21 protein-coding genes and 2 pseudogenes are annotated in these 21,991 nt (G+C 74.5%); 19 read left to right on the plus strand and 4 right to left on the minus strand.

Annotated elements, in window-relative coordinates:
* Positions 1 to 110 precede the first annotated feature (110 nt).
* Positions 111 to 529: pseudogene (locus IF19_RS01000000134735) on the plus strand (ATP-binding protein).
* A gap of 343 nt (positions 530 to 872) precedes the next feature.
* Entirely contained in the window at positions 873 to 2,000 is a 1,128-nt protein-coding gene (locus IF19_RS0114495) for a hypothetical protein (protein ID WP_030112785.1), read from the plus strand.
* Positions 2,001 to 2,050: 50 nt separating this feature from the next.
* Here IF19_RS0114495 and IF19_RS0114500 read toward each other — a convergent pair whose 3' ends face one another.
* Positions 2,051 to 2,506 (minus strand): MarR family winged helix-turn-helix transcriptional regulator, encoded by a 456-nt coding sequence (locus tag IF19_RS0114500; RefSeq protein WP_030112784.1) that lies wholly within the window; start codon positions 2,504 to 2,506, stop codon positions 2,051 to 2,053.
* 97 nt (positions 2,507 to 2,603) lie between these two features.
* Here IF19_RS0114500 and IF19_RS01000000134740 point away from each other — a divergent pair.
* The 10 genes and pseudogenes from IF19_RS01000000134740 to IF19_RS0114550 all read left to right on the plus strand — a co-directional run bounded on the left by IF19_RS01000000134740 (position 2,604) and on the right by IF19_RS0114550 (position 13,647).
* A pseudogene (locus tag IF19_RS01000000134740) lies at positions 2,604 to 3,697 on the plus strand (epoxide hydrolase family protein).
* 317 nt (positions 3,698 to 4,014) lie between these two features.
* Complete coding sequence (locus IF19_RS0114510) at positions 4,015 to 5,382, plus strand: M14 family metallopeptidase (RefSeq protein ID WP_030112783.1); 1,368 nt, start codon at positions 4,015 to 4,017, stop codon at positions 5,380 to 5,382.
* A 214-nt stretch (positions 5,383 to 5,596) separates the two neighbouring features.
* The gene (gene glmS / locus IF19_RS0114515; protein ID WP_030112782.1) at positions 5,597 to 7,444 is read left to right on the plus strand and encodes a glutamine--fructose-6-phosphate transaminase (isomerizing); all 1,848 of its coding nucleotides are present in this window, start codon (positions 5,597 to 5,599) and stop codon (positions 7,442 to 7,444) included.
* Between the two features lie 45 nt (positions 7,445 to 7,489).
* The gene (locus IF19_RS0114520) at positions 7,490 to 7,858 is read left to right on the plus strand and encodes a holo-ACP synthase (RefSeq protein WP_030112781.1); all 369 of its coding nucleotides are present in this window, start codon (positions 7,490 to 7,492) and stop codon (positions 7,856 to 7,858) included.
* Between the two features lie 330 nt (positions 7,859 to 8,188).
* Positions 8,189 to 9,637, plus strand: a complete 1,449-nt coding sequence (locus IF19_RS0114525; RefSeq protein WP_030192663.1) for a bifunctional ADP-dependent NAD(P)H-hydrate dehydratase/NAD(P)H-hydrate epimerase — start codon at positions 8,189 to 8,191, stop codon at positions 9,635 to 9,637.
* 147 nt (positions 9,638 to 9,784) lie between these two features.
* Positions 9,785 to 10,171 carry a DUF488 domain-containing protein gene (locus tag IF19_RS0114530; RefSeq protein ID WP_030112778.1) on the plus strand — a complete coding sequence of 129 codons (387 nt, stop codon included), beginning with the start codon at positions 9,785 to 9,787 and terminating at the stop codon, positions 10,169 to 10,171.
* A gap of 60 nt (positions 10,172 to 10,231) precedes the next feature.
* Positions 10,232 to 11,455 carry an alanine racemase gene (gene alr, locus IF19_RS0114535; protein WP_050493760.1) on the plus strand — a complete coding sequence of 408 codons (1,224 nt, stop codon included), beginning with the start codon at positions 10,232 to 10,234 and terminating at the stop codon, positions 11,453 to 11,455.
* On the plus strand, positions 11,452 to 12,708 hold the full coding sequence (locus tag IF19_RS0114540) for an alpha/beta fold hydrolase (RefSeq protein WP_030276825.1): 1,257 nt from the start codon (positions 11,452 to 11,454) through the stop codon (positions 12,706 to 12,708). Before alr ends, IF19_RS0114540 begins: the two co-directional genes overlap by 4 nt.
* The gene (gene tsaE, locus IF19_RS0114545; protein ID WP_030112775.1) at positions 12,677 to 13,324 is read left to right on the plus strand and encodes a tRNA (adenosine(37)-N6)-threonylcarbamoyltransferase complex ATPase subunit type 1 TsaE; all 648 of its coding nucleotides are present in this window, start codon (positions 12,677 to 12,679) and stop codon (positions 13,322 to 13,324) included. Before IF19_RS0114540 ends, tsaE begins: the two co-directional genes overlap by 32 nt.
* Before the next feature lie 134 nt (positions 13,325 to 13,458).
* Positions 13,459 to 13,647 (plus strand): hypothetical protein, encoded by a 189-nt coding sequence (locus tag IF19_RS0114550; protein WP_030112774.1) that lies wholly within the window; start codon positions 13,459 to 13,461, stop codon positions 13,645 to 13,647.
* 125 nt (positions 13,648 to 13,772) lie between these two features.
* On the opposite strand, the gene IF19_RS0114555 is transcribed toward IF19_RS0114550, so the two are convergent.
* The gene (locus tag IF19_RS0114555; protein ID WP_030112773.1) at positions 13,773 to 14,321 is read right to left on the minus strand and encodes a hypothetical protein; all 549 of its coding nucleotides are present in this window, start codon (positions 14,319 to 14,321) and stop codon (positions 13,773 to 13,775) included.
* A gap of 191 nt (positions 14,322 to 14,512) precedes the next feature.
* On the opposite strand from IF19_RS0114555, the gene tsaB reads away from it, so the two are divergent.
* The 4 genes from tsaB to IF19_RS0114575 are packed head-to-tail and all read left to right on the plus strand — an operon-like array spanning position 14,513 to position 17,065.
* Positions 14,513 to 15,160, plus strand: a complete 648-nt coding sequence (gene tsaB, locus IF19_RS0114560; RefSeq protein WP_030276827.1) for a tRNA (adenosine(37)-N6)-threonylcarbamoyltransferase complex dimerization subunit type 1 TsaB — start codon at positions 14,513 to 14,515, stop codon at positions 15,158 to 15,160.
* A 29-nt stretch (positions 15,161 to 15,189) separates the two neighbouring features.
* Positions 15,190 to 15,675: a ribosomal protein S18-alanine N-acetyltransferase gene (rimI, locus tag IF19_RS0114565; RefSeq protein WP_170757264.1), complete on the plus strand. Its 486-nt coding sequence runs from the start codon at positions 15,190 to 15,192 to the stop codon at positions 15,673 to 15,675.
* Entirely contained in the window at positions 15,675 to 16,799 is a 1,125-nt protein-coding gene (tsaD, locus tag IF19_RS0114570) for a tRNA (adenosine(37)-N6)-threonylcarbamoyltransferase complex transferase subunit TsaD (protein WP_030276828.1), read from the plus strand. The genes rimI and tsaD overlap by 1 nt, the downstream gene beginning before the upstream one ends.
* A complete protein-coding gene (locus IF19_RS0114575; RefSeq protein WP_030112767.1) occupies positions 16,796 to 17,065 on the plus strand; it encodes a hypothetical protein in 270 nt (89 codons plus the stop codon). The genes tsaD and IF19_RS0114575 overlap by 4 nt, the downstream gene beginning before the upstream one ends.
* 28 nt (positions 17,066 to 17,093) lie before the next feature.
* Here the strand turns inward: IF19_RS0114575 and IF19_RS0114580 are convergent, their stop codons facing one another.
* Positions 17,094 to 17,801, minus strand: coding sequence for a TetR/AcrR family transcriptional regulator (locus IF19_RS0114580; protein ID WP_030112766.1), 708 nt, complete (start codon positions 17,799 to 17,801; stop codon positions 17,094 to 17,096).
* A gap of 103 nt (positions 17,802 to 17,904) precedes the next feature.
* On the opposite strand from IF19_RS0114580, the gene IF19_RS0114585 reads away from it, so the two are divergent.
* The 3 genes from IF19_RS0114585 to IF19_RS0114595 all read left to right on the plus strand — a co-directional run bounded on the left by IF19_RS0114585 (position 17,905) and on the right by IF19_RS0114595 (position 20,827).
* The gene (locus tag IF19_RS0114585) at positions 17,905 to 19,380 is read left to right on the plus strand and encodes an MFS transporter (RefSeq protein WP_030120114.1); all 1,476 of its coding nucleotides are present in this window, start codon (positions 17,905 to 17,907) and stop codon (positions 19,378 to 19,380) included.
* A gap of 211 nt (positions 19,381 to 19,591) precedes the next feature.
* Positions 19,592 to 20,056: a VOC family protein gene (locus IF19_RS0114590; RefSeq protein WP_030112764.1), complete on the plus strand. Its 465-nt coding sequence runs from the start codon at positions 19,592 to 19,594 to the stop codon at positions 20,054 to 20,056.
* A gap of 57 nt (positions 20,057 to 20,113) precedes the next feature.
* Entirely contained in the window at positions 20,114 to 20,827 is a 714-nt protein-coding gene (locus IF19_RS0114595) for a hypothetical protein (protein WP_050493759.1), read from the plus strand.
* Here the strand turns inward: IF19_RS0114595 and IF19_RS0114600 are convergent.
* Positions 20,745 to 21,968, minus strand: coding sequence for a THUMP-like domain-containing protein (locus IF19_RS0114600; protein WP_030112762.1), 1,224 nt, complete (start codon positions 21,966 to 21,968; stop codon positions 20,745 to 20,747). The two genes, IF19_RS0114595 and IF19_RS0114600, sit on opposite strands and share 83 nt — an antisense overlap.
* Positions 21,969 to 21,991 lie beyond the last annotated feature (23 nt).

Here is a 21,991-nt window from a genome sequence, read left to right on the forward strand (position 1 = left end):
GCGGCGGGCACCGTACGTACGGGGACAGGCCCGTACACACCAGGGACAGTGACGGGCCGTACCCGCGCCGATGCTTCTCAGCGTAGTGACGAGCCGCCACTCTGAGTGACATGAACCAAGAAATCACCCAACCGAGGGCGCGCACCGGACAGTTCGCCGTCCAGTTCTCCGCCACCCGCCGGGGCGCCCGGCTCGCCCGGCTGCTCGCCACCGAGCAACTCCGCTCCTGGGGTCTGCCGCTGGAGAACGCGAGCCTCGTCGTCGGCGAGCTGGCGGCCAACGCGGCGCTGCACGGGTGCGTCCCCGACCGGGACTTCCGGATTCTGCTGGGCGTCTACGGCGACGTGCTGCGGATCGAGGCCGTCGACACCCTGGGGGACCGCCTTCCGGAGAGGTGCGACCCGGACGCCGAATCCGAGGGCGGACGCGGGCTGTTGCTCGTCGAGGCGCTGTCGGTGCGGTGGGGTACCGAGCACGGGCCCTTCCCGCGCAGACGGTCTGGGCCGAGGTGGCGCTCACCGGATCGTGACAGTCGCGACCCGGTGGCTCGGGGGAAGGCCGCCGGGATCGCGTGCCACCGGGTCGCGGTCCGCCGCGACCCGGTGACGCGCGACGCAAAAGCTTTTGAGTACTTGTCTGTGATTCCTGGAGAGAACACCCCACCCAACCCCCTGAGCGGACCTCTGCGGGTCCCGCGTCAGCGGGCGTGAGGAGGCATCACTCGCGCGGGTGAACTGTGCCAACCGGGCTGGATTTTCGCCCTGTTGGCGGGCATATGCTCACGCTGACCAAACCAGACATGAGACGGCCCCCGGCCGGGACTGGCATCCCGACCGAAGGCCTGACCAGCGAGGAAGTACAGGAGCTTCCCCATGGCTACCCAGCAGGTTAGCGCGCCTCCGCGCGCGCCGTCCGCCGGTGTCGTACACGTCAACATCCGGCTCACCGACGGCTACACGATCATTTCCAACCGGCTCTCCCAGCACCGTGGCCTGTCGCTGCTGGCCATCGGCCTCGGCACCCACATCCAGTCGGTCCCCGACGGGTGGCGCGTCGGCGTCAAGGCGCTCGCCGCGATCTTCCCGGAGAGCGAGGCCCGTATCGCCGCCGCCCTGCGCGAACTGGAGCGGCACGGGTTCCTGCGCCGCGTCCGGGAGCGGGTGCCGGGCGGGCGGGTGGCCACGCGCACGGAGTCGTACAACCATCCTGAGGCGGCGGCGCGGGGGAGGGGTGCGGCGGCGGCCGGGCCGGTGAGGGTGCCGGTTGCGGAGCCCGCGTCCGTACGTGTCCCGGCGCTCAACGACGAGCCCGAGCCCGTACGCATCCCTGTGCTGGACCCCGAGCCCGTGCCCGTACCGGCGCTGAACCTCGCGCCCGTACCTGCGCCGGACTCCGTGCCTGCGTCGTGGCCCGTACGCGTACCGGCTCCCGAGTCCGTGCGGGAGGCCGTCCCCGTACGCGCCGCCGCACCCGCGCCGGAAGCCGTACGCGACGCGGCCCCCGGCCCGGAGCTCACCCCCGCACCGGCTCCCGCTCCCGCCCCGGAGCCCGAACGGCGGCTCGTGCCGTCGCCCACCGCGCCGAAGCCACCGCCCCGGCCACTGCCCAGCCCGTCCGGGACCGATGCCGCGCTGACCGGCGAGGCCGTACGGCTGCTGGCTCGACTCCACGTCACCGCGCCCCGGTTCGTCCTCTCCGAGCAGGACGTCGAGCGGCTGGCCCCGGGTGTCGCGGCCTGGCTGGAGCGCGGGGTGCGGCCGGACGCCGTACGGGCGGCGCTCACCGACGATCCGCCCGTGCCCCTCCGCCATCCGGCCAAGCTGCTGCGGCACCGGCTCATCGCGCTGCTCCCGCCCCCGCTCCTCGTCGCCGCGCCCGTCGTCCCGCTCCGGAACTGCGACGGCTGCGACCGCAGCTTCCGCTCGGCGGGGCACGACCGGTGCCGGGACTGCCGTGAGGCACGCGCCTACGCCGAAGGGGCCCGCCCGGCCGGGGTGTGACCGGGCGGGGCCGCCCGGACCGGTCCGGGCGTCGGCCCCTGGTGGCGCGCTCAGTCGTGTCTGCCTCCGTGGTGGTCGGCCAGGCGGGTGAGCAGGTCCGTCAGAATCCGCCGGTCGGCCGCGCCCAGCGGGGCGAGGAACTCCTCCTGTGCGGCGGCGAGCAGGCCGTCGAGGTGAGTGAGTTCCCGGCGGCCCTCCGCCGTGATGCTGACGATGTTGCGGCGGCGGTCCTCCGGGTCGGGCGCCCGCTTAAGGAGCCGCCGCGCGGCCAGGTCGTTGACGGTGGCCACCATGTCACTGCGGTCGATGCCCGTGCGCCGGCCGAGAGCGGCCTGACTGGAGGGCCCGTACTCCTCCGACGCGGCGAGCAGCGCGTAGTGGTAGCGCCGTACGCCCGCTTCGGCGAGCGCCCGGTCCACGATCCGGTTGGCGGCCAGGGCCGCCTGGTTGGTCAGCCTGCTCGGCAGTGCCCGCAGCCGTCGCGGGGTCCCCTCGTCGTTGTCCACGGACCGCAATCTAACAATTCGTTGGCCACGCCCACGATCGAGGATATTGTGGGTCGAGCCAACGTTGGCACTTCCAACGATATGGAAGGTCGCAACCATGATCAAGCCGTTCCGCATCGACATCCCCCAGGCCGACCTCGACGACCTGGCCGCCCGGCTCTCCCGCACCCGCTGGCCCAACGAGATCGTCGACGCCGGGTGGGACTACGGATTCCCGCTCGCACGTCTGAAGGGGCTGGCCGACCGCTGGCGCGCCCGCTACGACTGGCGCGAGCACGAGGTCGGGCTCAACGAACTGCCCCACTTCACCACCGAGATCGACGGTCAGAACGTGCACTTCGTCCACGTGCGGTCGGCGCGACCGGACGCCCTCGCGCTGGTCCTCACCCACGGCTGGCCCGGGTCCTTTCTGGAGTTCCTCGACGTGATCGAGCCCTTGGCGCGCGACTTCCACCTGGTGATCCCGTCGATCCCGGGCTACGGCTTCTCCGGGCCGACCCGTGAGCGGGGCTGGGACGTCGTCCGGGTCGCACGGGCCTGGGCGGAGCTGATGCGCCGCCTCGGTTACGAGCGCTACGGAGCGCAGGGCGGCGACTTCGGGTCGGCCGTCTCGACGGCGCTCGGCGCGGTGGCCCCCGAGCGCGTGGTCGGAGTGCACGTCAACTACCTGCCGACCAGGCCGGATCCGGAGGCGGGGATCGAACTCTCCGAGGAGGACCGCGCCCGGCTGGAAGAGATCCGCCGGCTGATGGCGAACCGCCCGCCCTACCAGGCCCTCCAGGCGACCACCCCCCAGACCATCGGCTACGCCCTCACCGACTCGCCGGTGGCGCAGCTCGCCTGGATCGCCGAACGCTTCGCCCAATGGGCTGACCCCCGTGCGCCGGTGGACGACGAGCGGATTCTCACCGATGTCTCGCTGTACTGGCTGACCGCCACCGCCGCGTCCTCGGCGCGGCTGCACCGCGAGACGGCTCGGGGGCCCTGCCGTGCCCGGTGCCGCTGGGGGTGGCGGTGTTCGCCCACGACATCACCCGCTCGGTGCGGCCACTGGCCGAGCGGCTGTACGACATCCGGCACTGGTCGGAGTTCGACCGGGGCGGCCACTTCGCCGCCATGGAGGTGCCGGACCTCTTCGCCGCGGACGTCCGGGACTTCTTCCTCGGGCTCACCGGACGCGGAGCGCCGTGAAAGGCGTGCGTCGGCCGGTCGGTCCGCCCCGGCTTCCCTTCCGGTGCCCGTCCAGGTGTGGGCGCCGCCCGTGGTGGGTGCACCGGGTGGCGCGCGCGACGGCCGCACCGGACGGCGGGAGCGCCATGCCCGCACCGGACGGCGGGCGCGCCACGCCCCACCCGATGGCGTCTGCATTTCGGTCAGGGCGGGCGTCGTTGCCGGTGCGTGGGGGAGGTGTGGCCGGATTGTCAGTGTTGACCTGGCCATGACATAGCCCGACCCTGGGCCCGTCGCGCAGCTCCACCCCCACCCCCACGGACCCAGGAGAAGCCAGCATGCGACTCGTCACCCCACGGGCGTCCCGGCCGAGAACCCGGCCGGCGAAGCCCCGCCGCACCGCCGCCCTCGCCGTCCTGCTCGCCCTCGGCCTCGCCGCCCCCGCCGCCACCGTGGCGACCGCCGGGCCCTCGGCCCCGGACGCGGCCGTCGCCGCGGACGAACGGACGCTCCAGTACGAGATCCCCGGGCGCACCACCCCCGCCGCCCGCACCGACATCGCCCGCGCGGGCGTCTCGATCGACGAGGTCCACGACCACGGCGTCGTGGTCACCGCGGACGCCGCCCAGGCCCGCAAGCTCCGGGCGCGCGGCCACACCCTGGAGGCCCTGCCCGCGCCGGTCGCCGACCCGCACGCGGCGGACGGGGTGAGCGCCCTCGACTTCCCGCCCGCCGACTCCCGCTACCACAACTACGCCGAGATGAACGCGGAGATCGACGCCCGTATCGCGGCGAACCCCTCGATCATGAGCAAGCGCGTCATCGGCAAGACGTACCAGGGCCGGGACATCATCGCGGTCAAGGTCAGCGACAACGTCGCCACCGACGAGGCCGAGCCCGAGGTCCTGTTCACCGCCCACCAGCACGCCCGCGAGCACCTGACCGTCGAGATGGCGCTCTACCTGCTGCGCGAACTGGGCCAGGGGTACGGCTCCGACTCCCGAATCACGCAGGCGGTCAACGGCCGCGAGCTGTGGATCGTGCCGGACATGAACCCGGACGGCGGCGAGTACGACATCGCCTCGGGCTCGTACCGGAGCTGGCGCAAGAACCGGCAGCCCAACTCCGGCTCCAGCGCGGTCGGCACCGACCTCAACCGCAACTGGGCCTACAAGTGGGGCTGCTGCGGCGGCTCCTCCTCCAGCACCTCCTCCGAGACGTACCGGGGTGCGGCCGCCGAGTCCGCGCCCGAGACGAAGGTCGTGGCGGACTTCGTGCGCAGCCGGGTGGTCGGCGGGAAGCAGCAGATCAGGGCGGCCATCGACTTCCACACGTACAGCGAACTGGTGCTGTGGCCCTTCGGCTACACGTACAACGACACCGCCCCCGGCATGACCGCCGACGACCGCAACGCCTTCGCGGCCGTGGGCAAGAAGATGGCGGCGAGCAACGGGTACACCGCCGAGCAGTCCAGCGACCTCTACATCACCGACGGGTCGATCGACGACTGGCTGTGGGGCGCGCAGAAGATCTTCGGCTACACCTTCGAGATGTACCCGCGCTCGGCCTCCGGCGGCGGCTTCTACCCGCCCGACGAGGTCATCGAGCGCGAGACGTCCCGCAACCGGGACGCGGTCCTGCAACTGATCGAGAACGCGGACTGCATGTACCGCTCCATCGGCAAGGAGGCGCAGTACTGCTCCTGACGGGGTGAGTCCGGCAGGCCGCTCCGGTGCGGGGCCCACGTGGGCCCCGCACCGGAGCGGTGTCGTGTGCGCGAGAACGCGTACCGGTGTCAGGTCACGTCGTGGACGTTGTTCTCTCCGGTCGCCCCGGCTCCCCGGCACGGGAATTCCGTCACAGGAATGATGTGTCGTCCGCATTCCTCCCGCGAGCCGTCTCCGGCCTTATGGTGCCGATATGTGCGGAATCGTGGGTTATGTCGGTGGACAGTCGGCGCAGGACGTCGTCGTCGCGGGACTCAAGCGCCTCGAATACCGGGGCTACGACTCGGCGGGCGTCGCCGTGCTCGCGGACGGCGGGCTCGCCGCCGCGAAGAAGGCGGGGAAGCTCGTCAATCTGGAGAAGGAGCTGAAGGACCGGCCGCTGCCGGCCGGGCGGACCGGGATCGGGCACACCCGGTGGGCGACGCACGGCGCGCCCACCGACGCCAACGCCCACCCGCATCTGGACAACGCGGGCCGGGTCGCCGTCGTGCACAACGGGATCATCGAGAACTTCGCCGCCCTCCGCCGCGAGCTGACCGGGCGCGGCCACGCCCTGGAGTCCGAGACGGACACGGAGGTCGTCGCCCATCTGCTGGCCGAGGCGTTCTCGGCGGGCGGGGACCTCGCCGACGCGATGCGGCAGGTGTGCCGGAGGCTCGAAGGGGCCTTCACCCTCGTCGCCGTCCACGCCGACCAGCCGGACGTCGTCGTCGGCGCGCGGCGCAACTCGCCGCTCGTCGTGGGCGTCGGGCAGGGCGAGTGGTTCCTCGCCTCCGACGTCGCCGCCTTCATCGCGCACACCCGCTCCGCGATCGAGCTGGGCCAGGACCAGGTGGTCGAGCTGAGCCGCGAGGGCGTCGCCGTCACCTGGTTCGACGGGCAGCCGGCGGACGTGCGCGAGTACCACGTGGACTGGGACGCCTCCGCCGCCGAGAAGGGCGGTTACGCCTCCTTCATGCTCAAGGAGATCGCCGACCAGCCCCAGGCCGTCGCCGACACCCTCCTCGGCCGGGTCGACGGGGAAGGGCTCCTCCACCTGGACGAGGTGCGCATCCCGGCCGCCGAACTGCGGGAGGTCGACAAGGTCGTCATCGTCGCCTGCGGCACCGCGTTCCACGCCGGGATGATCGCCAAGTACGCCATCGAGCACTGGACCCGGCTGCCCTGCGAGACCGAGCTGGCCAGCGAGTTCCGCTACCGCGACCCGATCCTCGACCAGCGCACCCTCGTCGTCGCCATCTCCCAGTCCGGCGAGACCATGGACACCCTGATGGCGCTGCGGCACGCCCGCGAACAGGGGGCGAAGGTCCTCGCCATCTGCAACACCAACGGCTCGACCATCCCCCGCGAGTCCGACGCCGTCCTGTACACGCACGCCGGGCCCGAGGTCGCCGTCGCCTCCACCAAGGCGTTCCTCACCCAGCTCGTCGCCTGCTACCTGGTGGCGCTCTACCTCGGCCAGGTGCGCGGCACCAAGTGGGGCGACGAGATCCGCACGGTGGTGCGCCAGCTCGCGGACGTGCCCCGCGAGGTGGACCGCGTCCTGGAGACGATGGAGCCCGTGCGCGCGCTGGCCCGCTCCCTCGCCCACCACGGGACCGTGCTGTTCGTCGGCCGGCACGTCGGCTACCCGGTCGCCCTCGAAGGCGCGCTCAAGCTCAAGGAACTCGCCTACATGCACGCCGAGGGCTTCGCGGCCGGCGAGCTGAAGCACGGGCCGATCGCGCTCATCGAGGAGGGCCTGCCCGTCGTCGTCATCGTCCCCTCGCCGCGCGGCCGTTCCGTCCTCCACGACAAGATCGTCTCCAACATCCAGGAGATCCGGGCCCGGGGCGCGCACACGATCGTCGTCGCCGAGGAGGGCGACGAGGCCGTCGTCCCGTACGCCGACCACCTCATCACCGTCCCCGCAACGCCTACGCTGCTTCAGCCGCTGGTCGCCACCGTGCCGCTCCAGGTCTTCGCCTGCGAGCTGGCGACGGCCCGCGGCAACGAAGTGGACCAGCCGCGCAACCTGGCGAAGTCCGTGACCGTGGAGTGAACCGGGGCGCGCGTCCCGGACGATGGGGATGGCGAGGGTGGGTTCGTGATCATCGGAGTCGGTATCGACGTGGCCGAGATCGAGCGGTTCGGGGCGGCACTGGAGCGGACGCCCCAACTCGCCGACCGGCTCTTCGTCAGCGGTGAGCTGACGCTGCCGAGCGGCGAGCGGCGCGGAACCGCCTCGCTCGCCGCCCGGTTCGCCGCGAAGGAGGCCCTGGCCAAGGCGCTCGGCGCGCCGGGCGGGCTGCTCTGGAGCGACGTCGAGGTATGGGTCGAGGAGAGCGGGCAGCCCCGGCTGCGGGTGACCGGCACGGTCGCCGCCCGCGCCGCCGAACTGGGCGTACGGTCCTGGCACGTCTCGCTCAGCCACGACGCGGGGGTGGCGTCGGCGGTGGTCATCGCGGAGGGGTGAGCCCTCCGAAGCGCTGACGACCCGCCGCCTTCCCCCCGCCGCCACCGGGTGACGGAGCGTCGAGTCCCGGGCAGGTGGGGAGTCGAGCGGGCGAGCGGGCGGGGACGGGAGTCGAGGGGGGCGAGCGGCCGGGTGACGGGGAGTCGAGGGGGCGAGCGGGCGGGTGACGGAGAGTTGAGGCCCGGACAGGCCGGGTGACGGAGAGTTGAGGCCCCGGCAGGCGGGGTGACGGGGAGCCGAGGGGTGGGCGGCCGGGTGACGTGCGGCGGCCCGCCCGCCACACCCGCGCGACGCTGGCATCCGCCCGCGTGATCGCGGAGGGTGGGACCCATGCGACGTGCCTACAGCGTGGAGACCGTACGGGCCGCCGAGGCCGCCCTCATGCAACGCCTCCCGGAGGGCGCGCTGATGCAGCGCGCCGCCGCCGGGCTCGCCGCCGCCTGCGGCGACCTGCTGCGGCGCAACGGCCGGGTGTACGGGTCCCGAGTCCTGCTCCTCGTCGGCAGCGGCGACAACGGCGGCGACGCGCTCTACGCGGGCGCCCGCCTCGCCCGCCGGGGCGCGGGCGTCCGGGCCCTGCTGCTCGCCCCGGACCGGGCACACCCCGGCGGCCTCGCCGCGCTGCGGGCGGCCGGGGGACAGGTCGTGGACGGGCCGGACGGGCTCGGCGTGCTCGACCTCGTCGTGGACGGCATCACCGGGATCGGCGGGCGCGGCGGGCTGCGGCCGGACGCCGCCGAACTGCTGCACACCGTGACCCGGGACCGTACCCCGGTGCTCTCCGTGGACCTGCCGAGCGGGGTGGAGGCCGACACCGGGGAGGTGCACGGCGACGCGGTCCGGGCCGACGCGACCGTCACCTTCGGCACCTACAAGCCCGGCCTCCTCATCGACCCGGCCGCCGAACACGCCGGGGCCCTGCGCCTGGTGGACATCGGACTCGGCCCGGAGCTGCCCGAGCCGCCGGACCTGGAGGCGCTCCAGTACGCGGACGTGGCGGCGCTGCTGCCGGAGCCCGGGGCGGAGAGCGACAAGTACCGGCGCGGGGTCGTCGGCGTCGTCGCCGGGTCCGCGCGCTACCCGGGCGCCGCCGTCCTCGCGGTCGCGGGCGCGCTGCACGGCGGGGCCGGGGCCGTGCGGTACGTCGGGCCGGGCGCGGACGCGGTGATCGCCCGGTTCCCCGAGACGCTGGTGCACGCCGGTCCGCCCTCGCGGGCCGGGCGCGTCCAGGCGTGGGTCGTCGGACCCGGGCTCGGGGACGGCGAGGACGCGGCGAGGGCCGTCGCCGACGTGCTGGCCACCGACGTCCCCGTACTGGTCGACGCGGACGGGCTGCGCCTGCTGGACGCGGAGACCGTGCGGACCCGGACCGCCCCCACCGTCCTCACCCCGCACGCGGGCGAGGCCGCCGCCCTCCTCGGCGCGGCCCGGGACGAGGTCGAGAGCGGGCGGCTCGCCGCCGTCCGCGAACTGGCCGCCCGCTACCGGGCCACCGTCCTCCTCAAGGGCTCCACGACCCTGGTCGCCGAGGCCCGGGACACCCCCGTCCGGGTCAACCCGACCGGGACGTCCTGGCTCGCCACGGCGGGCAGCGGCGATGTGCTCTCCGGGCTCACCGGCTCCCTCCTCGCCGCCGGGCTCGCCCCGCGCGACGCCGCCTCCGTCGGCGCGTACCTGCACGGCCTCGCCGCCCGCCACGGCTCGGACGGGGCCCCGGTCTCCGCGCAGGACGTGGCGGCCGGCATCCCGGCCGCCTGGCGCGACGTGCGGGCCGGCTGAACCCGGGGGACAGTGGAAGGCCCGGACGAGCGGGGGGCGGGCCGAGGCGAGGAGGGCGGCGGGAGATGGCGCGTGAGAGCGGCCCCGTACGCGTAGGCGCGATTCCGCACACGTACGCCCCTGTTCGCGGACGAAGGGCGGCCGGACATGGCGCGTGACAGCGACCCCGTACGCGTACGCCGGGCGTACGACCCCGTCGAGGACGACGACGGCACCCGGGTCCTGGTCGACCGGCTCTGGCCCCGGGGCGTCTCCAAGGAGCGGGCCGACATCGACCTGTGGCTGAAGGACGTCACGCCCTCGGACGAGCTGCGCTCCTGGTACCACCACGACCGCGAGGACCGGCACGACGCGTTCGTCGAGCGCTACCGCGCCGAACTCGACGACGCGACGCACACGGAGGCGGTCGACCGGCTCGTGGACCTGGTGCGCGAGGGCGGGCCGGTCACCCTCGTCACCGCCGCCAAGGGCGTCGCCGACAGCCATGTGCCGGTCCTGCTCGACCACCTCAAGCATGTGATGAAACGTACATAGGCCCGGACAACGGCGTGCGCTGCCCCAGAGGCCGCGTACGCCTCTGAGAGACTGGGCGCGATGAACGAGACAGCGTCCCTGAGAGCCCGTGCCGAGATCGACCTCGCCGCGCTGCGCGCCAACGTGCGCGCCCTGCGCGAGCGGGCGGCCGGTGCGCAGCTCATGGCCGTGGTGAAGTCCGACGGGTACGGCCACGGGGCGGTGCGCTGCGCCGAGGCCGCGCGGGAGGCCGGGGCGGCCTGGCTGGGGACCGCCACCCCGCAGGAGGCGTTCGCCCTGCGCGCGGCCGGACTCGGCGGCCGGATCATGTGCTGGCTGTGGACGCCCGGCGGGCCCTGGCGCGAGGCGGTCGAGGCCGACATCGACGTGTCGGTGAGCGGTCTGTGGGCGCTGCGCGAGGTCGTCGCCGCCGCCGGGGCCGCCGGCCGCCCGGCCCGTGTCCAGCTCAAGGCCGACACCGGACTCGGCCGCAACGGCTGCCAGCCCGCCGACTGGCCGGAACTGGTCGGCGAGGCGCTGGCCGCCGAACGGGCCGGACACCTCCGGATCACCGGGCTCTGGTCCCACTTCGCCTGCGCCGACGAGCCCGGCCACCCCTCGATCGCCGCCCAGCTCGACGTGTACCGCGCGATGGTGGCGTACGCCGAGAAGGAGGGCGTCGAGCCCGAGGTCCGGCACATCGCCAACTCCCCGGCCACGCTCACGGTCCCCGAGTCCCACTTCGACCTCGTACGGACCGGCATCGCGATGTACGGCATCTCGCCCGCTCCCGAGCTGGGCGTCCCCGCCGACTTCGGGCTGCGCCCGGTGATGACGCTCGCCGCCTCCGTCGCCCTGGTCAAGGACGCCCCGGCCGGCCACGGCGTCAGCTACGGCCACCACTACACGACGTCCGCCGAGACGACCCTCGGCCTGGTCCCGGTCGGCTACGCGGACGGCGTCCCGCGCCACGCCTCCGGCCGGGGGCCCGTCCTGATCGGCGGGAAGGTCCGCACGGTCGCGGGCCGGGTCGCCATGGACCAGTTCGTCGTGGACCTCGACGGGGACCGGCCCGAGGAGGGCGCGGAGGCGGTGCTCTTCGGACCGGGCGACCGGGGCGAGCCGACCGCGCAGGACTGGGCGGAGGCCGCCGACACCATCGCGTACGAGATCGTCACCCGCATCGGGGCCCGGGTGCCGCGCGTGTACGTCGACGGGGCGGCCGGGCCGGCCGCGACGGACGCCGCTGCCGACCGGGCCGCTCCCGAGGCCCCGGTGACCGCGACCCGGGGCGTGGCGCGGTGAGCGAGCGCGTCCCGGAGGCCGTGGTGGCCGCGGCCGCCGACGCCGTGAACGCGACCGGCCCCGGCGGCTGGCGGCGGGCCGGCATCGCCGGGGCCGCGATAGGCGTGCTGGCCGCCGGCGCGGCGGCCGGGGTCGCCGTCGAGCGGCTGACCGTGGGGCGCGGCATGCGCAAGAAGGCGCGGCTCGCCCTGGACGCCACCGGACCGTACGGCTCGCTGCGCGGCACCCCGGGCCGGGCGGTCGCCGACGACGGCACCGAGCTGTACTACGAGGTCGAGGAGGCGGAGGCGGGAACCCCCGCCGACCAGGAGGGGTCCGGCGCTCCCGGCGCCCGCCGCCGCAGGCTCTTCGGGCGCAAGAGCCCCGCCCCGGTCACCGTCGTCTTCAGCCACGGCTACTGCCTCGGCCAGGACTCCTGGCACTTCCAGCGCGACGCCCTGCGCGGCCTCGTCCGCGCCGTCTACTGGGACCAGCGCAGCCACGGGCGTTCCGAGCGCGGGCGTTCCCAGGCGGAGGGGGCGCCGGTCGGCATCGACCTGCTCGGCCGCGATCTCAAGGCGGTCATCGACGCGGCGGCGCCCGAGGGCCCGCTGGTGCTGGTCGGGCACTCCATGGGCGGCATGACGGTGATGGCGCTGGCCGACCAGTTCCCGGCGCTCGTCCGGGACCGGGTGGCCGCAGTCGCCCTGATCGGCACCTCCAGCGGGCGGCTCGCCGAGGTGAGCTTCGGGCTGCCGGTGGCGGGCGTGAACGCGGTGCGCCGGGTGCTGCCCGGGGTGCTGCGGGCGCTCGGCTCGCAGGCGGAGCTGGTGGAGAAGGGGCGGCGGGCCACCGCGGACCTCTTCGCCGGGCTGATCAAGCGGTACTCGTTCAGCTCGCGGGACGTGGACCCGGCGGTCGCCCGGTTCGCGGAGCGGCTGATCGAGTCCACCCCGATCGACGTGGTCGCCGAGTTCTACCCGGCCTTCACCGAGCACGACAAGAGCGGGGCGCTGCCCGCGTTCCGCGATGTGCCGGTGCTGATCCTGGCCGGGGACAAGGACCTGGTGACGCCCAGCTCGCACAGCGAGGCCATCGCGGACGCGCTGCCCGACGCCGAGCTGGTGATCGTGCCGGACGCCGGGCACCTGGTGATGCTGGAGCACCCGCAGACGGTGACCGGCCGGCTGGCCGACCTGCTCGTCCGCAGCGGCACGGTGCCGGCCGCTAACGTTGGCGGGCATGGAAGCACCGCACAACAGCCCGGCCGCTGAGACCGCCCCGAACCCCGCCGGGACGGACCCCGCCTCCGCCCCGAACCCCGCCGCTCCGGACTCCGCCGCCGCCCCCGCGTCCACCGCCTCCGCCGAGCACGGCGGGTCTGCCGGGGGCGCCGGGGCCGTACCGGAGGCCGTCACCGTGGCGCTCACCGTCACGTCCCCCGAACAGATGCAGGAGCTGGGCCGCCGGCTCGCCCGTGTCCTGGCCCCCGGCGACCTGGTGATGCTCACCGGCGAGCTGGGCGCCGGGAAGACGACGCTCACCCGGGGCCTCGGCGAGGGGCTCGGCGTACGCGGCGCGGTCACCTCGCCGACCTTCGTCATCGCCCGCGTCCACCCCTCCCTCTCCGGCGGCCCCGCCCTCGTCCACGTCGACGCGTACCGCCTGGGCGGCGGGCTGGACGAGATGGAGGACCTGGACCTCGACGTGTCGCTGCCGGAGTCGGTGGTGGTCGTGGAGTGGGGCGACGGCAAGGTCGAGGAGCTGTCCGACGACCGGCTGCGGGTCCTCATCGACCGCGCCACCGGCGACACCGACGACGAGCGGCGCGAGGTCACGCTGGTCGGCATCGGGGCGCGCTGGGCGGGGCTCCGGGAGGCGCTGGGGTGACGCCCGCGCCCTAGCCTTCCCGACAGTGCGTCGGTAAATTGTTGCGTACGGGCCCGTGGTCGTGGTCACATGGGTACGAGGCATGGTTAGGCTTACCTAACCGCGCCCTCCACCGGAGCTTCAAGGAGGCATCCATGCCGACGCCCGAGCGCGCAGCGCAGCCGCGACCGACTCCGTCCGCCCTGTCGATGAAAGACCTGCTCGCCTCGTGCGCGGCGGCCACCGCCGTCTCCACCCCGCCCGCCGCGACGGCGAAGCGGACGGCGGCCCGTGACGGGGCGGGCCCCCGCGACACGGCGAGCGCCCACCCGCAGGCCGCGTAACGCGTGAAGGCCGCCCCGGACCTCACGTCCGGGGCGGCCTTCACACGGTTCCGCACGGCGCGGCCGGGCGGCAGGGGGCCGCTCGTGCGGCGGCCGTCGCCCGCCCCCGTGCGCGCGGCTCGCGGTTACGGGACGACGACGACCTTCGCGCCGACCGTCGCGAACGTCCACATGGCGTCGCCGTCCTCGCGCGTCATCCGCACGCCGCCGGTCTTGGCCGTCGGGTCGGGGGAGGCCATCGAGCCGTCCTGCGCCGCGCTGAACCCGACCGCCACCTCGTCCACGTTGGCGAAACGGACCACGTGCTCGATCGGGACGCCGTCCGAGCCCTGGACCGTGCCCGAGCGGGAGGTGACCCGGTGGACGCCGGGCGGCGGACTGACGGGGCTCGGCATCACCGTGAATGTCCGGGTCGCCTTGTTGCTCTCGTCCACCAGCCACACCCGCCGGTCCTTCAGCGCGTACACGACGCGCTCGCCCGTCCCGGACCGCGCCGGGACCGCCAGCGGATCGGCCGTGGGCTTCGGCTTCGGGGCGGGCTTCGCCGGGGCCGAGGCCGAGGCGGATGCCTTCGGGCCGGCCGTGGACGCCACCGAGGCGGGGGCGTTCGCCGAGGCCTGGTAGGCGAGGAAGGCGACCGCGACGATCGCCGCCGCGGTGAGCCCGGCCACCATTCCCGAGCTGCTCCTTGCCACCGTGCATCCCCTTTCGGCGGCCCTGTGCCGCAAGTCGTACAAGCGTTTACGTCGTACCCGTCGGATACCCCGGTGACGGTAACAGCAGCGCGGGTGGCCGCCGGGACGCCGTACGGACGCCGTAACGCCGTCGGCGGAGACCGTAGGCTGTTTGCGTGCTCTTGCTCGCCATGGATACCGCCACGCCCGCCGTCACCGTCGCCCTCCACGACGGTACGTCCGTCATCGCCTCCTCCGGGCAGGTCGACGCCCGCAGGCACGGGGAGCTGCTGCTCCCCGCCGTCGACCGGGTCCTCGCTGAGGCCGGGACGAAGCTCGACGCCGTGACGGACGTGGTCGTGGGCGTCGGCCCCGGCCCCTACACCGGCCTCCGGGTCGGCCTGGTCACCGCCGCCACCTTCGGCTCCGCCCTCTCCGTCCCGGTCCACGGCCTGTGCACCCTGGACGGCCTCGCGTACGCCGCCGGGCAGGAGGGGCTGGACGGCCCGTTCGCCGTGGCGACGGACGCCCGCCGCAAGGAGGTGTACTGGGCGCGGTACGAGGACGGCCGCACCCGCGTCGGCGAACCCGCCGTGGACCGGCCCGCCGACATCGCCGAGGCGCTCGCCGGGCTCCCGGTGGTCGGCGCGGGCGCGGTGCTCTACCCGGACGCCTTCCCCGACGCGCGCGGCCCCGAGCACGTGGCCGCCGGGGCGCTCGCCGCGCTCGCCGCCGAACGGCTCGCCGCCGGGCGGGAGCTGCTCCCGCCGCAGCCGCTGTACCTGCGCCGCCCCGACGCCCAGGTCCCGAAGAACTACAAGGTGGTCACGCCCAAGTGAGCACCGCCACCGCCGCCGTACTGCGCGAGATGCGCTGGTGGGACATCGCGCCGGTGCTCGACCTCGAACACGCCCTGTTCCCGGACGACGCCTGGTCGCCCGGCATGTTCTGGTCCGAGCTGGCCCACGCCCGGGGCCCCGGCGCCACCCGCCACTACACCGTCGCCGAGGACCCGGTCACCGGCCGGATCGTCGGATACGCCGGGCTCGCCGCGCTCGGGGACCTGGCCGACGTCCAGACGATCGCGGTCAGCCGGGACGCCTGGGGCGCCGGCCTCGGCTCCGAACTCCTCACCGACCTGCTCAAGGCCGCCACCGACTTCGAGTGCGCCACCGTGCTGCTGGAGGTCCGGGTGGACAACGCCCGGGCGCAGAAGCTGTACGAGCGCTTCGGCTTCGAGCCGATCGGCTTCCGGCGCGGCTACTACCAGCCGGGGAACATCGACGCCCTGGTCATGCGCCTCACCCTGAACGAAGACCTCGCGGACACCGCACCAGAGACCGGGACTGAATGATGGCTGCCGACGAACCCCTCGTACTCGGCATCGAGACCTCCTGCGACGAGACCGGCGTGGGCATCGTGCGGGGCACGACCCTGCTCGCCGACGCCGTCGCCTCCAGCGTCGACACCCACGCCCGGTTCGGCGGTGTCGTCCCGGAGATCGCCTCCCGGGCCCACCTGGAGGCGATGGTCCCCACCATCGAGCGCGCCCTGAAGGAAGCGGGCGTCAGCGCCCGCGACCTCGACGGGATCGCCGTCACCTCCGGCCCCGGGCTCGCGGGCGCGCTGCTCGTCGGCGTCTCGGCCGCGAAGGCGTACGCGTACGCGCTCGGCAAGCCGCTCTACGGGGTCAACCACCTCGCCTCGCACATCTGCGTCGACCAGTTGGAGCACGGGCCGCTGCCCGAGCCGACGATGGCGCTGCTGGTCAGCGGCGGCCACTCCTCGCTCCTGCTCGCCCCCGACATCACCAGCGACGTCCGGCCGCTGGGCGCGACGATCGACGACGCGGCGGGCGAGGCGTTCGACAAGATCGCCCGGGTGCTCGACCTCGGCTTCCCCGGCGGCCCGGTCATCGACCGGCTCGCGAAGGAGGGCGACCCGGCGGCGATCGCGTTCCCGCGCGGTCTGACCGGCCCGCGCGACGCCCCGTACGACTTCTCCTTCTCCGGGCTGAAGACGTCGGTGGCCCGCTGGATCGAGGCCAAGCGCGCGGCGGGCGAGGAGGTGCCCGTACGGGACGTGGCGGCGTCCTTCCAGGAGGCCGTGGTGGACGTGCTGACCCGCAAGGCGGTCCGGGCCTGCAAGGACGAGGGCGTGGACCACCTGATGATCGGCGGCGGCGTCGCGGCCAACTCCCGGCTGCGGGCCCTCGCCCAGGAGCGCTGCGAACGCGCCGGCATCCGGCTGCGGGTGCCGCGCCCCAAACTCTGCACCGACAACGGCGCGATGGTCGCGGCGCTCGGCGCGGAGATGGTCGCCCGCAACCGGCTCCCCTCCGACCTGGAGCTCTCCGCCGACTCCTCGCTGCCGGTCACGGAGCCGCACGTGCCGGGGGCCGCGCACCCCCACTCCCACGCGCATTCCCACGACCACGACCACGTGCACGAGATCAGCAAGGACAACCTGTACTCATGAGCGCCACGACCGTCGTCCTGATGTGGGAGGCCCGCGCCGCCGACGGGCGGGGCGGCGAACTCCTGGAGTGGGCGCGGGCCCGCGCCGCCGAGCTGTCGCGCGCGCCGGCCCGCCGCGAGCTGCTGCGCGCCCCGCAGGACCGGGTGCTGGTGATGACGTGGTGGCCGGACGCGGCCTACGGCGACGACCTCCCCGAACTCCCCGAGCCCGCCGCCGGCCTGATCACCCGCCCGGTGCACCGGTGGCGGTTCGAGGCGGTGGACTGACGGCGCGCGCGGGGGCCCGCCGGGGGCGTCAGGTCCCCGCGCCCCGGGTCCCGCGCCGGATCAGGCCCTCCACGATCGCGTCCAGCTCCTCGACCGTCTCGTAGTCGGCGGCGTACTCCCGCCAGCGGTCCTTGACCTCGGTGAGCCGGGGCAGCGCCGCCGCGTCCTCCTCCGTGACCATCTCCGGGAAGAACTCCCGGCGCGAGGGGTTCTCGGCCCGGCGGTCCGCCGCCCTGCGGAAGACCAGGTCCCCGTACACGTAGCTCCAGATCGTCCGGTACGCCCGGACCGCGCGCGCCGGGGAGAGACCGCAGGCCAGCGCGCAGTCCACGATCTCCTCCACCATCCACAGCGCGTCGCGGTCCGTCAGCTCGCCCAGCGCCAGGACGTCCAGCACCCAGGGGATGCGGGCGATGATCGCGTGCATGTGCGCGGCCACCGCCACCATCCGCTCGCGCGGGTCCTCGGGCAGCTCCGGGCGCGGGAAGGCCGCCGCCGTGCCGGACAGCGTGAGCATCAGCAGCTCGTCCTTGTCCCGCACGTAGTGGTAGAGCGCCATGGGCGTGCTGCCCAGCTCCTTCGCCACCCGCCGCATGGAGAGGGCGTCCACCCCCTCCTCCTCGACGATGCGGCGCGCGGTGGCGACCATCGCGTCCGGATCGAGCCGGCGGGGCCGTCCCACGGGACGCCCCGCCGGCTTTCTCGTCTTCTTCTCGGTCTTCTCGCTGCCTGACACCTGGGCATTCTCCCCTTACGGGCCCTTCTCCGTACCGGCGCGTTTAATTTCTATACGTGTATGGTAATTCTCTGACCGAGGGCGCGAAGGGGAAGGGGACGTCATGGGCGGCGCGGGGAGCAGGGAGACGGCGGGGGAGCCCGGGGGCGGGGCGGCGAGCGCGCCGGACACGGGGGAGCGGCCCGCGCGGTGGCAGCTGGTGGTGGCGCTCACCGTGCAGTTCCTGGTGTCGCTGGACATGTCCGTGGTCAACGTCGCGCTGCCGGACATCCGCGCCGACCTCGGCTTCGACGGGGGCGGGCTGCTGTGGGTGGTCAACGCCTACGCCCTCGCCTTCGGCGGGCTCCTCATGCTCGGCGGGCGCCTCGCCGACCTGGCGGGGCCCCGGCGCGTCCTGACGGCGGGCCTCGCCCTGTTCGGGCTGGCCAGTCTGGCGGGCGGGCTGGCCTGGTCGCCGGGTTCGCTGGTGGCGGCGCGGGCGGTGCAGGGCGTCGGGGCGGCGGCCCTCGCCCCGGTGGCGTTCGCCCTGATCACGCTCGCCTTCCCGGCCGGGCCCGCCCGCTCCCGGGCGCTCGGGCTGTGGGGCATGGCGGGCGCGGCGGGCGGCGCGGTCGGGGTGCTGGCCGGCGGGGTGCTCACCGACGTGGCGGGCTGGCGGTCCGTGATGCTGGTCAACGTGCCGATCGTCGCCTTCGCCCTGGCCGCCGCCGCGCGCACCGGGCGGGCCGGGGAGCGGGGGCGGACCGGCGCGCGGCTGGACGTGGCCGGGGCGCTGCTGGCCACGGCCGGGACGACGCTGCTGGTCCTCGGCCTGGTGCGGACCGCCGACCACGGCTGGACCTCACCGGTCACGCTCGCCTCGCTCGGCGGGGCGGTGGTCCTGCTGGCCGCCTTCGTCGCCGTCGAGCTGCGGACCGCCTCCCCGCTGCTCCGCCCCGGCCTGCTGACGGGGCGGCCGGTGCTGACGGCGAACCTGTTCTGTCTGCTGCTGGCCTCGGCCCAGTTCGGCGCGTTCTACTTCGTCTCGCTCTACCTGCAACTGGTCCTCGGCTTCGGGCCGACCGCCGCCGGATTCGCGTTCCTGCCGTTCTGCGCGGGCGTGGTCGCGGGCTCGATCCTCGCCACCCGCGCGGTCGCCGTCCTCGGCGTGCGGCGGCTGATGACGCTGGGCGCGGCGACGGCGGCGCTCGGCATGGGCTGGTTCGCGACGACCGCCACGGTGGAGGGGTCCTTCCTCGTCTCGGTCCTCGGCCCGTCGCTGCTCTGCTCGTTCGGCATCGGGCTCTGCTTCGTCCCGCTCGGCACCGCCGCGACGACCGATGTGGCGGCCGAGGAGACCGGGATGGCCTCGGGGCTGCTGAACAGCTCGCGCCAGGTGGGCGGTTCGCTCGGCCTCGCGGTCCTGGTCACCGTCGCCGTCCAGGTCACCGGCGGCTCCACGGGGCTCGCCGAGCTGTCCTCGGGGTACGCGGCCGCGCTCTGGGTCGCGGCGGGCCTTCTGGCGGCGGCGGCTCCGGCGGCGTACGTCCTGCTGCCGGCGGAGGGGAAGGCCGCCGCCGCGCCGACCGCTTCCGGCTGAGGGCGCTCCCTGGCGGCGCGCTTCCGGGTGAGGGGGCCCCAGGCTGAGGGCACGGGTGAGGGCGCCCCCTGGTGAGGCCCCGGGTGGGCCGTACGGGTGCGGGCGGACGGGCCGGGACGGCCGCGATGAGTTCCGGCGGCGGGCGCGGTCTACCTTCCAGACGTCCCGGCCGCCCGGCCGGACGCACGGGCGGTACGACGAGGAGAAGACCATGCAGAAGATCACCCCCTGTCTCTGGTTCGACGGACAGGCCCAGGAGGCCGCCGAGCACTACGTCGCGATCTTCGGCGGCGACTCCCGCATCCTGGACACCACCTACTACAGCGAGGCCGGTCCCGGCGAGACGGGCTCCGTGCTCACCGTCGACTTCCGGCTCGCCGGCCAGGACTACATGGGGCTCAACGGCGGCCCGCAGTTCCCGTTCACCGAGGCGATCTCGCTCTCCGTGGACTGCGCCGACCAGGCCGAGGTGGACCGGTTCTGGGACGCGCTCTCCGAGGGCGGCGAGACGGGGCAGTGCGGCTGGCTCAAGGACCGCTACGGCGTCTCCTGGCAGATCGTGCCGAACGAGCTGCCGAAGCTGCTGGCCGACCCGGACAGGGCGAAGGCGGACCGCACGATGAAGGCGATGCTGGGCATGACCAAGCTCGACATCCAGGCGCTGCGGGACGCCTGAGCGCACGGCCGGCAGCGGCCGAACACCCCGCTCCGGCGGGCGAGTAGTGTCCCGTACATGCAGAACCGTTCTTCGCTGCCCCCGCCCCCGCCGCCCGTGGAGCTCCGGTCCTGGCCCAGCCGTGAGGCGATGCTCGCCGACCGGGCGGTCGTCCTGCGCGAGCTGGTCCGGATGCACGTGGGGCCGGGTCGGCTCGGCGTGCTGATGATGTGGGCCGGGCTCACCGCCCTCGGCTGGCTGCTCGTGGGGTCCGGGCTCGTCATCGTGGAGCAGGCGGCGGACTTCCTCGGCGGGATCGCCGGAATCGTGTCCCTGCTCCTGGGGGCCGGGGCGCTGATCCCGGCGGTCGTCCTCAGCGCCCTCTACGTCGCCCGGGACCGGGAGGTCCGTACGCTCCTCGCGCAGTGGGGCGCGCTGGACCGGGACCCGGAGCGCGACCGGGAACTGCGGCTGCCCGGGGTGAGCCTGGTCTGGCTGCTGCTGTCGTTCGTCCTGGCGGCGGGCGGGCTGGCGCTGTGCGTGATCGGTCCGGCGAGCGCCCGGCCCGGCGACGACACGTACGGCATGGTCGCCCTGATGATGGGCCTCGGCATGGTCGCCTGGCTCACCGGACTCATCGGCGCCGTCAAGGCGTCGGCGCACCGCCGCTGGGTGCTGCGCGTGCTGACCGCGCCCGCCCCGGCCCCGCTCACCCCAGCGGACGGCCGATCAGCATCGTCGGAGCCCCCGCCACCCGGGTCAGGAACACCGTCGCGGAGTTCGGGCCGCTGAGCTTCATCCGGCGGCGCAGCTCCTCGGGTTCGACCGCCGAGCCGCGCTTCTTGACGGTCAGGACGCCCACCTGGCGCTCCCGCAGCAGCGCCTTCAGCTTCTTCATGTTGAACGGGAGCCGGTCGGTGATCTCGTACCCGGAGACGTACGGGGAGGAGTACGGCTCGTCGCCCGTGACGTAGGCGATCGTCTCGTCCACCAGCCGGCCGCCGCACCGCTCCACGATGTCCGCGACGAGGTGCGCCCGGATCACCGCGCCGTCCGGCTCGTACAGGTAGCGCCCGACCGGGCCCACCGGCGGGGCGGGCAGCGGGGCCGGGGCGGTCAGCGTGGCGCCGGACGGCAGCAGCGTGGCCCGGAACGCGCCGGGCGCGAACCCCTCCCCGTACCAGAGCACCGCCTCCTTCACGTCGCCGCCGACCGAGATCCACTCGGCCTCCGCCTCCGGGCCGATCGCCTCGTGCGGGACGCCGGGCGCGATCTTGAGGGCCGCGCGGGGGGCCTTGAGGGCGGCGGCCGTCGCCCAGGAGAGCGGCGGTGAGTACGCCTCCGGGTCGAAGACCCGGCCCCGGCCCCCGCGCCGGGCCGGGTCCACGAAGACCGCGTCGTACGGGGACGTGTCGATCTCCGCGACGTCGGCGCACCGCACCTCGATCAGCCCGGTAAGGCCGAGCGCGTCGGCGTTGGCGCGGGCCACCTCGACGGTCAGCGGGTCGCGGTCCACGGCGAGCACGGAGATCCCGGCGCGGGCGAGCGCGATCGCGTCGCCCCCGATGCCGCAGCACAGGTCCGCCACGCTCCGCACGCCGAGCCCGGCGAACCGCGTGGCGCGGTGGGCGGCGACCGAGGTGCGGGTCGCCTGCTCGACCCCGTCGGGCGTGAAGAACATCCGGTACGCGTCGTCCGCCCCGAACTTCGCCACCGCCCGCTGCCGCAACCGCGCCTGCCCCAGCGCCGCCGACACCAGCTCCGCCGGGTACGTGCGGCGCAGCCGGGTCGCGGTGGCCAGTTCGTCGGCGGGGTCGTGGTCGCGCAGGTCGGCCAGCAGCTGTCCGCCCTCGGGGGTGCGCAGCGCGGCGAAGGCGGCGCGGGCGGGGTCGTCGGCCGATGCGGGGGAGGTCGAAGCGTTCACCCGGTCCATTGTGGGCCAGGCGGGCCGCGCCG

Source organism: Streptomyces californicus (genome assembly GCF_000717645.1).
In the GTDB taxonomy this organism is placed as follows: Bacteria; Actinomycetota; Actinomycetes; order Streptomycetales; family Streptomycetaceae; genus Streptomyces; species Streptomyces californicus.

What these genes read in the sequence shown, in the direction of transcription:
- tsaD (WP_030276828.1), top strand. Translation starts at nt 15,675, where the DNA reads ATGGCTGCCGACGAACCCCTCGTACTCGGCATCGAGACCTCCTGCGAC.
- tsaB (WP_030276827.1), top strand. Translation starts at nt 14,513, where the DNA reads ATGGATACCGCCACGCCCGCCGTCACCGTCGCCCTCCACGACGGTACG.
- IF19_RS0114550 (WP_030112774.1), top strand. Translation starts at nt 13,459, where the DNA reads ATGCCGACGCCCGAGCGCGCAGCGCAGCCGCGACCGACTCCGTCCGCC.
- IF19_RS0114590 (WP_030112764.1), top strand. Translation starts at nt 19,592, where the DNA reads ATGCAGAAGATCACCCCCTGTCTCTGGTTCGACGGACAGGCCCAGGAG.
- IF19_RS0114510 (WP_030112783.1), top strand. Translation starts at nt 4,015, where the DNA reads ATGCGACTCGTCACCCCACGGGCGTCCCGGCCGAGAACCCGGCCGGCG.
- IF19_RS0114530 (WP_030112778.1), top strand. Translation starts at nt 9,785, where the DNA reads ATGGCGCGTGACAGCGACCCCGTACGCGTACGCCGGGCGTACGACCCC.
- tsaE (WP_030112775.1), top strand. Translation starts at nt 12,677, where the DNA reads ATGGAAGCACCGCACAACAGCCCGGCCGCTGAGACCGCCCCGAACCCC.
- IF19_RS0114555 (WP_030112773.1), bottom strand. Translation starts at nt 14,321, where the DNA reads ATGGTGGCCGGGCTCACCGCGGCGGCGATCGTCGCGGTCGCCTTCCTC.
- IF19_RS0114525 (WP_030192663.1), top strand. Translation starts at nt 8,189, where the DNA reads ATGCGACGTGCCTACAGCGTGGAGACCGTACGGGCCGCCGAGGCCGCC.
- IF19_RS0114595 (WP_050493759.1), top strand. Translation starts at nt 20,114, where the DNA reads ATGCAGAACCGTTCTTCGCTGCCCCCGCCCCCGCCGCCCGTGGAGCTC.
- glmS (WP_030112782.1), top strand. Translation starts at nt 5,597, where the DNA reads ATGTGCGGAATCGTGGGTTATGTCGGTGGACAGTCGGCGCAGGACGTC.
- alr (WP_050493760.1), top strand. Translation starts at nt 10,232, where the DNA reads ATGAACGAGACAGCGTCCCTGAGAGCCCGTGCCGAGATCGACCTCGCC.
- IF19_RS0114495 (WP_030112785.1), top strand. Translation starts at nt 873, where the DNA reads ATGGCTACCCAGCAGGTTAGCGCGCCTCCGCGCGCGCCGTCCGCCGGT.
- IF19_RS0114585 (WP_030120114.1), top strand. Translation starts at nt 17,905, where the DNA reads ATGGGCGGCGCGGGGAGCAGGGAGACGGCGGGGGAGCCCGGGGGCGGG.
- rimI (WP_170757264.1), top strand. Translation starts at nt 15,190, where the DNA reads ATGCGCTGGTGGGACATCGCGCCGGTGCTCGACCTCGAACACGCCCTG.
- IF19_RS0114600 (WP_030112762.1), bottom strand. Translation starts at nt 21,968, where the DNA reads ATGGACCGGGTGAACGCTTCGACCTCCCCCGCATCGGCCGACGACCCC.
- IF19_RS0114575 (WP_030112767.1), top strand. Translation starts at nt 16,796, where the DNA reads ATGAGCGCCACGACCGTCGTCCTGATGTGGGAGGCCCGCGCCGCCGAC.